Source organism: Mesorhizobium sp. M0227 (assembly GCF_040321855.1).
Taxonomy (GTDB): Bacteria; Pseudomonadota; Alphaproteobacteria; order Rhizobiales; family Rhizobiaceae; genus Mesorhizobium.
Genome location: NZ_JAMYSJ010000013.1, coordinates 164,307 through 170,321, shown reverse-complemented (window position 1 = coordinate 170,321; position 6,015 = coordinate 164,307). Strand labels below are relative to the sequence as shown.

At 63.4% G+C, this 6,015-nt stretch carries 6 protein-coding genes; 2 read left to right on the top strand and 4 right to left on the bottom strand.

Features of this window, described 5'->3' with window-relative positions:
- Positions 1-82: 82 nt before the first annotated feature.
- Positions 83-967: a LysR substrate-binding domain-containing protein gene (locus NKJ00_RS19605; RefSeq protein ID WP_023812906.1), complete on the bottom strand. Its 885-nt coding sequence runs from the start codon at positions 965-967 to the stop codon at positions 83-85.
- A gap of 50 nt (positions 968-1,017) precedes the next feature.
- Between NKJ00_RS19605 and NKJ00_RS19600 the strand changes: the two genes are divergently transcribed.
- Together NKJ00_RS19600 and NKJ00_RS19595 are read left to right on the top strand one after the other, a co-directional pair.
- Positions 1,018-1,365 (top strand): muconolactone Delta-isomerase family protein, encoded by a 348-nt coding sequence (locus tag NKJ00_RS19600; protein ID WP_352630854.1) that lies wholly within the window; start codon positions 1,018-1,020, stop codon positions 1,363-1,365.
- A gap of 179 nt (positions 1,366-1,544) precedes the next feature.
- Positions 1,545-2,543 carry a transporter gene (locus tag NKJ00_RS19595; RefSeq protein WP_352630852.1) on the top strand — a complete coding sequence of 333 codons (999 nt, stop codon included), beginning with the start codon at positions 1,545-1,547 and terminating at the stop codon, positions 2,541-2,543.
- Between the two features lie 16 nt (positions 2,544-2,559).
- On the opposite strand, the gene NKJ00_RS19590 is transcribed toward NKJ00_RS19595, so the two are convergent.
- From NKJ00_RS19590 to cimA, 3 genes are all read right to left on the bottom strand, one after another.
- On the bottom strand, positions 2,560-3,246 hold the full coding sequence (locus NKJ00_RS19590) for a glutathione S-transferase family protein (protein WP_023812903.1): 687 nt from the start codon (positions 3,244-3,246) through the stop codon (positions 2,560-2,562).
- A 9-nt stretch (positions 3,247-3,255) separates the two neighbouring features.
- Complete coding sequence (gene rarD, locus NKJ00_RS19585; RefSeq protein ID WP_023812902.1) at positions 3,256-4,182, bottom strand: EamA family transporter RarD; 927 nt, start codon at positions 4,180-4,182, stop codon at positions 3,256-3,258.
- 83 nt (positions 4,183-4,265) lie between these two features.
- Complete coding sequence (cimA, locus tag NKJ00_RS19580) at positions 4,266-5,882, bottom strand: citramalate synthase (protein WP_352609793.1); 1,617 nt, start codon at positions 5,880-5,882, stop codon at positions 4,266-4,268.
- Positions 5,883-6,015 lie beyond the last annotated feature (133 nt).

The window sequence follows — 6,015 nt, the reverse complement described above, 5'->3', positions numbered from 1 at the left end:
GAGAAGAGTAATACAGACTTATTCCCCTATTCCCGTATTCTCCTCTTCCCCTATTCTCCTATTCCCCTATTCCCCTATTCCCCTATTCCTCAGCTGCCTGCCGCAAATCGGCAATCACCGCCCGTCGGTCATGACGCCGCCAGGCGAGATAGATGGAGACCGTGCGGTCGAACCACGGCAGGTCGCGAAATACGATCCGCGGCGGCGCAGCGACACGCAGGCTGGCTTGCACCGTCGCAAGGCCGAGACCGGCGCTGACAAGGCCGAGCGAGGTCAGCGGGTCCGCCGTCTCATAGGCGATGTCGGGCAGAAAGCCGGCCTTGGCGCAGGCGGCAAGGAACTGGCCGCGATTGGTGTCGTCCGGCTGGCGCACGACGGTGATCCAGGTGCGACCGTCAAGGTGGTCGGGCCCAATCTCTGGCACTTCAGCAAGCGGATCATCTTCGGGGATCGCCAGCACCAGCGGCTCATGCCGCAGCGCTATCGCGGCGACATCCGGGTCATCATCGGCTGGCGGCGAGTAGACAAAGCCCAGATCCAGCGACCGCTGCCGTAGCCCTTCCAACTGCGCCGCCGAACGCAGGCTTCTCAGCTGCAGGTGGAAATCCGGCCGGTCGCGACGGAACTGGCGCAGCATCCCAGCGACAAGCCCGGCATGAACGGCGCCTTCGACATAGCCGATGGCGAGCCGGCCGACGGCGCCGCTGGCCAGGTTGCGGCCGAACTGCTCCAAACGTCGCGCATTGGACAGCAGCGCGCGGGCTTCGACGAGGAAGGCGCGGCCCTCGGCGTTGAGGTGGACCCGCTGCTTTGCCCGTTCGAACAAAGCGACGCCGAGTTGCTCCTCGAGCTGGATGATCTGCCGGCTGAGTGGCGACTGAGAAATATGCAGCATTTCGGCGGCGCGCCCGACATTGCCGGTTTCGGCGACGGTGACGAAATAGCGGAGCTGACGCAGATCGAACATTTTTCTCCGGGCTCCAGTCCCCCCAGGTCTCAACTTTAGCCTAACCAGTCTTGGACAGTCTGACCGGCGGGAGCGATAATTCGGCCATTCCAACCAAAGGAGACCGCCATGCAGTTCTTTGCCCTTCTCACCCGCAACACCGAAAATTTGCCGATGCCGATTTCGCTCCGCTTCTACCCGGCGAAGCCGAACAGCGGCGCACGCTCTATGCCGAAGGCGCGGTACGCCAGATGTGGAACCGAGGCGACATCCCGGGCAGCGGCATGATGTTCGAGGCAGCCGATGATGCAGAGGTTCGCGCCCACCTCGCCACCTTGCCGTTGGTCAAGGCCGGCATGATGGACATTGCCGCAATCGTATCCCTAAAGCCCTACCCCGGCTTCGGCCCGAAGCACTGACAGGGACACAATCCGGGGGTGGCGAAGGCCGTCACCACCGGATTGACGTAGGTGATCGACAGACCGTGATCGGCTGTCAAGAAACCGTCACACGGAACCGGGTTCGCTCGTGCTAGAAATCAAGGCCAGGCAGCCGCCGTGCGGTGCCATCTTCGGAACATGCATCTGGCACCGCCCCCATGGATATCACTGTCGCCCCGGAAGGCACCGACCTGTCGCCCTACCTGCCCGACGAGCACGGATTGTTCTTCATCTATCACTTCACCGCTGAGGGCGTGCGAACCAGGGACGCCGCCGCCGCGCACTGGACATGGCGCAGCTACCAGCTTTCCGACATGCGCGCTCGCCATGAGATCGGCACCGATCAGGCTTTGCCGGCACCGGTGCGTGAAGCTTTCCTGTCCGCCAGCCATGGCTGCCACATCGACCTCGAGGACGACTGGCTCTATGGCGACCTGCCGGATCTGCGCCATGACTATTCGGCGGAAGCGGGCGGACTTGGCCATTTCCGCTTCGCCCTCAACGACACCATGCTGGTCGGCGCCCGCAAGCAGCCGCTGCAGTCTGTCGATAACATCCGCAAGGCGATCGAGAACGGATCGCGCAAATTCCGCTCGCCGGCCGCGCTGATCGAGGCGGTCGTCGGCCAGTCGTTCGACGGCATGGTGGCCGAACTTGCGGCACTTGGCGACAGTCTCGACGGCATCGAGGATCGCATCGTCTGCGACGCATGGCACAATGAGCGGCAGGCGCTGGTCGACGCGCGCCGGCACCTGGTGGTGATCCACCGGCAGATGGCGACGCTGACCAATCTGTTTCGCCATCTCGACCATTCGCACCGCAACGACCTGCCGGATTCCATCAACGACATGGCGGCGCGGCTGTCGCATCGTGCGCAGACGCTGCACTATGACGGCGAGCAGTTGCAGGCCCGCGCCCGGCTTTTGCAAGACGAGCTGATGGCCAAGCTGACAACGCAGTCGAACCGGCTGCTGTACGTACTGTCGGTGATGACGGCGGTGCTGTTGCCGATGACCATCATCTCCGGCCTGTTCGGCATGAATGTCGGCGGCCTGCCGCTGGTCGACACGCCAATGGGCTTCTGGGTGGTGACGGCGGTAGCGATGGTAATCGCGGGAGCGACCTATCTCTTTGTCAGGCGGCTCGGACAGATGTAGCACCCGCCGGCGGCTATCACGCCGTGGCGCGAAGATCCTCGATGACTGTGCCGGCGGCGGCCACTTCCGCTTCGTGATCGGACTCGCGCCAGATTTCGGCAAGGCCAGCCGCATACCATTCGCGCATCGCCGGTAGAGCAAGCAATTGCGCCGGATAAGCCGCAGCCGCACCCTCGAAGGGGAGCCCATAGGACTGGGCGCGGAACGCCACCGGAGCAAAGAAAGCGTCGACGGCGGTGAAATGAGCGCCGGCCAGAAACGGCCCGCCGAAACGGGCAAGACCATCATTCCAGAGGTCACCGAGGCGGAAAAGGTCCTGCTTCAGCCCATCGGACATCGGGAACGGCTTTACCCGCACGCCGCAACTCATCGGGCATGCCCCGCGCAATGCGGTGAAGCTCGAATGCATCTCGGCGGCGGCCGAGCGTGCCCAGGCGCGCGCCTTGGCTTCGACGGGCCACACGCCATGGTGGCGTTCGGCCAGATATTCGACGATGGCCAGCGAATCCCAGACCGCCCAGCCGTCCTCGATCAGGCACGGCACCCGGCCGCTGGGCGAAAACGACCGGTAGAGTTCCCAGCTCGATGCGGTCGGGAATGGCGTCAGCCGCTCCTCGAATGGGATATCCAGCGCGCGCATCAACACCCAGGGCCGCAGCGACCATGAGGAATAGTTCTTGTTGGCGATATGCAGCAGGTACATCGAAACTCCTTACCGTGCGGGCTGCGGCGCGGCGCGGCGCGCTGTCGTCAACATCGACCAGGAATAGACCGCCAAGGCCGCCCAGATCAGCGCGAACGCAATCGCCTGGGTGGTGCCGAAAGGCTCGTCGAAGATCAGAACGGCGATCAGGAACACCATGGTCGGCGCGATATATTGCATGATGCCGATGGTTGACAGGCGCAGCAGCTTGGCGCCGAAGGCGAACAGCAGCAGCGGTATCGACGTGACTGGACCGCAGCCGATCAGCAGCGCCCTATCGGCACCGCTGCTGGATACGATGTGGTCCTGCCCGGTCGCGATGAGATAAACGATGTAGCCAAGTGCCGGCACCGACAGCAGAAGCACTTCGAGCAAAAATCCCTGGCTCGGTCCGATCGGCAGCGTCTTGCGGAAGAAGCCGTAGGCGGCGAAGGAAAAAGCCAACGCCAGCGACACCCAGGGCAGCTTGCCGCCCTCGATGGTCAGCACCGCGACCGCGACGGCCGCCAGCACCACCGCCGCGATCTGCAGCCGGTCGAGGCGCTCGGCAAGCAGCAGCGCGCCGACAACGACGCTGACCAGTGGATTGATGTAGTAGCCGAGCGCGGTCTCGACAGTGCGGTCGACGGCAATCGCCCAGACATAGATGCCCCAGTTGACCGAAATCAGCGCAGCCGTCAGCGCGGCCATGGCGATGGTGCGCGGCGAACGCAGTGCCGCCTTGAAATCCGCCGTGCGGCCGGCCCAGATCAGGACGGCGGCGGCGATCGGCACCGACCAGACGATGCGATGGGCAATGACTTCGGCGAGCGGCAGATGAGCGACCGCCTTCATGTAAAAAGGCAGCAGCCCCCATAGCAGATAGGCCCCCAGTGCCAGCAGGAAGCCGCGACGGGCCTTGGAATCCGCATCCAGGGTGATTGTTTCAGTGGCCATGGGCCAACGCTATGGCCCAGCCACCTTGGCAAGACCATCGCAAAGTTCTGATGGATCAATGGACTTTCGCTGATGGTTCAACCCTATTCGGCGGCCACCAGTCCGGCCATCTCGCGGTTCTTCATCAGCTTGTAGACGATGGAATCCATCAGCGCTTGGAACGAGGCGTCGATGATGTTTTCGGAAACGCCGACCGTCCACCAGCGCGCGCCGGTGCCGTCATGCGATTCGATCAGAACGCGGGTGATCGCCTCGGTGCCGCCATTGAGGATACGCACCTTGAAGTCGGCCAGTTCCATGTCGGCGATCTCGCTCTGGAACTTGCCAAGGTCCTTGCGCAGCGCGATGTCGAGTGCGTTGACCGGGCCATGCCCCTCGGCCACCGACATCTTCTCCTCGCCGTCGACCACCACCTTGACGATCGCTTCGGAGACCGTCTTCAGCTGGCCGTTGGCGTCGAAGCGGCGCTCGACCATGCAGCGGAACGAGGTGACGTTGAAGAACTCCGGTAGGCCGTGCAGCATCTTGCGTGCCAGGAGCTCGAAGCTGGCATCGGCGCCCTCATAGGCGTAGCCCTCGGCCTCGCGCTCCTTGACCACTGATATCAGCGCGTCGAGCCGGTGATCATCTTTCGGCACGTCGATGCCGCGCCGCTTCAACTCGGCGAGGAAATTGGCCTTGCCGCCCTGGTCCGAAACCATGACGCGGCGGCGGTTGCCGACCGTTTCCGGGGGCACATGCTCATAGGTCGCCGGCTCCTTGGCCAGCGCGGAGGCATGGATGCCCGCCTTGGTGGCGAAAGCAGAGGCCCCGACATAGGGCGCTTGCGCTTCCGGGGCGCGGTTCAGGAGTTCGTCGAAGGCGCGGGACAGGCGCGAAATGCCGGTCAGCGCCTCAGCCGAAATGCCCGTCTCGAAACGATCGGCGAAGGCCGGTTTCAACGCCAGCGTTGGTACGATCGAGATCAAATTGGCGTTGCCGCAGCGCTCGCCGATGCCGTTGAGCGTGCCCTGGATCTGGCGCACGCCGGCCTCGACAGCGGCGAGGGAATTCGCCACTGCCTGGCCGGTGTCGTCATGAGCATGGATGCCGAGATAATCGCCTGAAATACCTGATGAAATAACCTTCTCGACGATGGCGCGGACTTCCGAGGGTTGCGTGCCACCATTGGTGTCGCACAGCACCACCCAGCGCGCGCCGGCATCACAGGCGGTCCTGGCGCAGGCCAGCGCATAATCGGGATTGGCCTTGAAGCCGTCGAAAAAATGCTCGCAATCGACCAACGCCTCCTTGCCGGCGGCGATCGCCGCCTCGACGGAGGCCTTGATGGCGTCGAGGTTCTCCTCATTGGTGCAGCCGAGCGCGACACGGACATGGTAGTCCCAACTCTTGGCGACGAAGCAGATGGCATCCGACTTGGATTGCACGAGTGACGCAAGGCCGGGATCGTTGGAAGCTGACACCCCAGCCCGTTTGGTCATGCCGAAGGCGACGAATTTGGCGCGCGACGTACGTTTCTCCTGGAAGAAGGCTGTGTCGGTCGGGTTGGCGCCGGGATAGCCACCTTCGACATAATCGAGGCCGAAAGCGTCGAGCAGTTTCGCGATAGCGATCTTGTCCTCGACGGAAAAGTCTATGCCCGGCGTCTGCTGGCCATCGCGCAAGGTGGTGTCGAAGAGGAACAGTCTTTCCTTTTTCATGACAGCAAGGTGCTTGAGCACCCCCCTGTGGCCTGCCGGCCATCTCCCCCGCAAGGGGGGAGATCGGCAGCTTTGACGATAGCGCTGGTCCTGCATCGTCGGCGATTGGCGAAAGCGAAGGCGACATCCAATC